The sequence below is a fragment of the Armatimonadota bacterium genome (genome assembly GCA_020354555.1).
GTDB lineage: Bacteria > Armatimonadota > Hebobacteria.
Genome location: CP070648.1, coordinates 864,902 through 868,947, shown reverse-complemented (window position 1 = coordinate 868,947; position 4,046 = coordinate 864,902). Strand labels below are relative to the sequence as shown.

The 4,046-nt window shown below is 67.7% G+C and carries 5 protein-coding genes; 4 read left to right on the top strand and 1 reads right to left on the bottom strand.

Annotation, left to right across the window (positions count from 1 at the left end):
• Together JSV65_03595 and JSV65_03590 are read left to right on the top strand one after the other, a co-directional pair.
• Positions 1-563, top strand: a 563-nt coding sequence (locus JSV65_03595) for a hypothetical protein (GenBank protein UCH35444.1), incomplete at its 5' end; no start/stop codon positions are given.
• Between the two features lie 52 nt (positions 564-615).
• The gene (locus JSV65_03590) at positions 616-1,230 is read left to right on the top strand and encodes a bifunctional nuclease family protein (protein ID UCH35443.1); all 615 of its coding nucleotides are present in this window, start codon (positions 616-618) and stop codon (positions 1,228-1,230) included.
• Here JSV65_03590 and rsmA read toward each other — a convergent pair.
• Entirely contained in the window at positions 1,224-2,075 is an 852-nt protein-coding gene (rsmA, locus tag JSV65_03585) for a 16S rRNA (adenine(1518)-N(6)/adenine(1519)-N(6))-dimethyltransferase RsmA (protein ID UCH35442.1), read from the bottom strand. The two genes, JSV65_03590 and rsmA, sit on opposite strands and share 7 nt — an antisense overlap.
• 175 nt (positions 2,076-2,250) lie before the next feature.
• Here rsmA and rlmD point away from each other — a divergent pair, with 175 nt between their 5' ends.
• Positions 2,251-3,480, top strand: a complete 1,230-nt coding sequence (gene rlmD, locus JSV65_03580; protein UCH35441.1) for a 23S rRNA (uracil(1939)-C(5))-methyltransferase RlmD — start codon at positions 2,251-2,253, stop codon at positions 3,478-3,480.
• A 139-nt stretch (positions 3,481-3,619) separates the two neighbouring features.
• On the top strand, positions 3,620-4,046 hold a 427-nt coding region (locus JSV65_03575; GenBank protein UCH35440.1), incomplete at its 3' end, for a hypothetical protein.

The following is a 4,046-nucleotide window of genomic DNA, read 5'->3' as shown; positions in this document are numbered from 1 at the left end:
TGCGTGCCGCCAAGCTGGCCGACGAGGCGGTCGGCCACCTGAATTCCGCCGTGAGCGCGATGGCGACCGAGTTCAACGCGTTCGGCGGATTGCGCGGCAGCGCGCCGTTCCTCGGCTTGGCGGAAGGTGACGCGGACCGTGCATTGAAGGCCGCGCGGGATGCGCTTGAGGCGTCGCGGCAGGCCGGCGTCGCCCTGCAGGCGTGGAACGCGAACGAGCTGAGTTGGCAGCTCAGCTCTGCCTACCTCGGCACGCCTTCCGTTCAGCGTCCGATGTTACGCCGAATCGCTGCGGCGATGATCGGCATGGACGCCGGCGCACTGACCCTCGAGCCGGGGGTCGGGTTCGGGGCGGCCGTCCTTCATGCGCTCGCGCCTCAACCGGCCCAAGCGGGCGATGAGCCCGCCGCCGCTGAGCCGAAGAGCGACGAGGCCGCGCCCCCGCCGGCGCCGCGCGGTGAGACCCTCATGCTCAAGCTCATCCTCGCCGACGTTAGGCGTGAAGCCGAGGCGAGAAGCCGGTGGCAGGCCGCAGCTCCGACGGAACGGCCGCCCGAAGGATGAGCCCCGCGCCGCCCCTTTCGCTGCTGAGCCGACGGGAGCAGCCGCGCGATTCATGATTGCGTTGGATGTGCCGGCGCGGGACAGCGGCATCGGCGCCGGGTTGACATTCGCATTGCAGTGGGATATGCTGGTCACGGACGGCGTCCCCGCCGCCAGACTCGACCGCGGGTCGCAAGCAGGCACGCGGTTTGCGCTCGCCGCCGATTGGAGAATGCACGTGGAATTGGTCGAACTCAAGGTGCAGGGCGTTGCCGTTGACCACAACCAGTCCCCGGTCGTGGTGCTCAAGGATGTCTCCGGCGACCACCAGGTGGAGATCTGGATCGGCCCGGCGGAAGCGGTGGCCATCAGCATGGAGTTGGAGCAGCGCCAGCCGCCCCGACCAATGACTCACGACCTCATCCGCAACATCTTCAACGAACTCAGCGTCAAGGTCGCGCGCCTGATTATCACCGATGTCCAGGACAACACGTACTTCGCCCGGCTCATGCTCGTCGTCAACAGCGACGAGAAGGACATAGACTGCCGCCCCAGCGACGGCATCGCCATCGCTCTGCGCACCGAGGCCCCGATCTTCATGCCCGGGGAGTTGCTCTCCCGGATTGACCAGGAACGCAAGCAGCGCGAGGCGTCCTTCATGGTTGACTCCGGCGGCACCGTTCACTGAGCCGCTGAATCGCGCAGCACCCGGGCAAGCGCGGCGAACTCCGCCGGTGACAGCACCCCCGGGCGCAGCCCGGAGTCAATCCCCGCCTCCGCAATGACCCGTCCGCCGTCCTCGCGCGTCAGCCCCAATTCCTCCGCTGCCGTCAGCGCGTTGAGCAAGGTCTTGCGTCGCTGGCGGAACACCGCACGCACCACGGTCGTAAACGTATCCTCCAGCCCCTTCTCGACCACCGGGTCTTCACGCACGTTCAGCCGCACCAGCGTCGAATCCACCTCCGGCTGTGGGTAGAAGCAGCCGCGCCCCACCTGGGCTGCGGCCCCCACGGTCATGTGCGCCTGCGCCAGCACCGACAGCGTCCCGTATTGCCTCGTCCCCGGACGCGCGGTGAGCCGCTCCGCCACCTCCCGCTGCACCATCAATACCATGAGCGGGAACATCTTCCGGTGCGCGACCAACTTCGCCACCGTCGGCCCGACGATGGAGTAGGGGAGGTTCGCGAGAAGCTTCCAGGTTCCGCCGCCAAGCAGGTCGCGCACGTCAACCTTCAGGATATCGCCTTGCGCAATGCGGACGTTCGGTGCAGCGCCGATTGTGGCGTCGAGCAGTTCGACGAGGCGTCGGTCGAGCTCCAACGCGACGACTTCGCCGGCAGCATCGGCAAGCGCGGCCGTCAGCGCTCCCGCGCCCGGCCCGACCTCGAACACGCGGTCCTCTGCGCCGACCGCCGCCGCCGCGAGCGTCTTGGCGACGATGTTGCCGTCAATCAGGAAGCTCTGCCCGAGCCGCTTGCTGGGCCGCACGTCGTACTTGGCCAACAGCCGCCGCAGCTCGGTGGGTGATGTCACGCTCGGTCGCGGGTGGTTCATCATGCGTTGGCTGGCCGCCGGCGCGCCCCTGCCGTCCGCAGTATAGCACGGGTTTGCCTCCGCGCAAAGCTTGTGGCACAATGAACGGGCGGTCCGGCGTTCCCGCGCGAGTCGCCACAGCACGCTCCGCCCGCCGGATGCCGTCAGAGCCGCCATGGCTGCGAAACGTCAGCGAGAAATCATAGCCGCGATCGTGCGCGAGGCCGAGCAGGCCGCCGGCGCCGTCGAGCCTCGCTGCCGCCACTTCGGCGACTGCGGCGGCTGCGACATCCAGCATCTCACCTACGACGCTCAGCTCCACGTGAAGCGTCAGCTCGTCGAGGCGGCCCTGCGCGAAGTGCCCGAGACGTCGGACTGTCGCGTCCTCGACCCGGTGCCGGCCTCCGCCCAGTGGCGCTACCGCAACAAGATCGAGTTCACGTTCGACCAACGCGATGACGGCGGCTTGATCCTCGGTTTCAGCCCGAAGAACAAATGGTGGCGCCGCATTGACATCGAGGAATGTCACCTCTGCTCCGAGCGCATGCTGGCGACTACGCTCGCGGTCAAGGACTGGGCGCGGCGCTCCGGGCTGCCCGCCTATCACCAGCGCCGAAAGGAAGGATTCCTGCGCAACCTCGTCCTGCGCGAAAGCGCCGCCACCGGGGATTACCTGGTCAACCTCGTCACGAACGAAGGCCCGTTCCCGGCCAAGGAGTTCGCGGAAGTCGTTGGAGCGTTCCACCCCACCGGCGTCATGCGCACCATCCAGAGCAGGCCAACCGCGGCCGTGGTCTTCGAGCAGGTCGAGGTGCTCGCCGGCGACCCCGCCCTTCGCGAGTGCATCGCCGGGCTCACCTTCCGGCTCGCGCCGGACGCGTTCTTTCAGACCAACAGCGCGATGGCGCAGCGCCTCGTCGCGCTCGTTGCGGAAGCAGCCGCGCCGACCGGCGGTGAACGCCTCCTCGACATGTTCTGCGGCGTGGGGACGATGGGCCTCGCGCTCGCACATCGCGCGAAGGAAATCATCGGCGTTGAATCCGTCGAGCCGGCCATCGTGGCTGCGCGTGAGAACGCTGCGGCCAATGATATCCGCAACGCCGAGTTCGTGTGCGCGACCGCTCGCGCTTACCTGCGCGAACACGCGGGAGAGCACTGCGACATCCTCATCCTCGACCCGCCGCGCCCCGGCTGCGGCGCGCGCGTCGTACGGCGGCTGCGCGAAATGCGCCCGCCGCGCATCGTGTACGTGTCCTGCAACCCGCAGGCCCTGGCCGTGGACCTCGCGCTGTTCTCCGATGCCTACGACATCGGCCCCATCCAGCCCGTGGACCTCTTCCCGCAAACGCTCCATGTCGAAGCCGTCGTGGCGATGACGGCGCGATCACCACAGGGTCTCCACTGAAGAGACAGAATAGGGGAGGGGGATAACGATGGGCATCACGTGGACAGGCCTGTTGCCGGAAAACCGGCGCCTTGTGCGCGCTCTGCTCGAGGAGGCGGTCCAGACCATACGACGGGCTCCTGGTCGCCGGAACGATCGGGTGCTAACGATCGCCGGGCTCTTTGCCAGTATTGATCCCAACCGGGCGCTCGAAATCGCCCGGAGTATCCCCCGCGCGTCGAGCCGAAACGAGGCAGTTGACCTGATCGTCTACGTGGTCACCGAGAGCGACCCTCAACGTGCCCTCGCGATGGCCCGCACGGTGAGGCGCAAGGACCGTCGCGTCGAAGCACTGGCGACGGTGCTGAGTCAACTGAAGCCCGGTTCCCCGCTTGTCGCGTCGGTTGCGGATGAGGCTGCGGGAATTGCGCGCAGCATCGAGCAGCGGGATCGGCGAGACGCAGCGCTCGACGCGATCGTCCAGGACCTCGCAGACGTCGAACCTGACCGCGCAATGGAGTTGGCGCTCATCATCAGCAGACCGAAGTTGCGGGGACGTGCGATGCGGTGCGTCGTGCGGCATATGG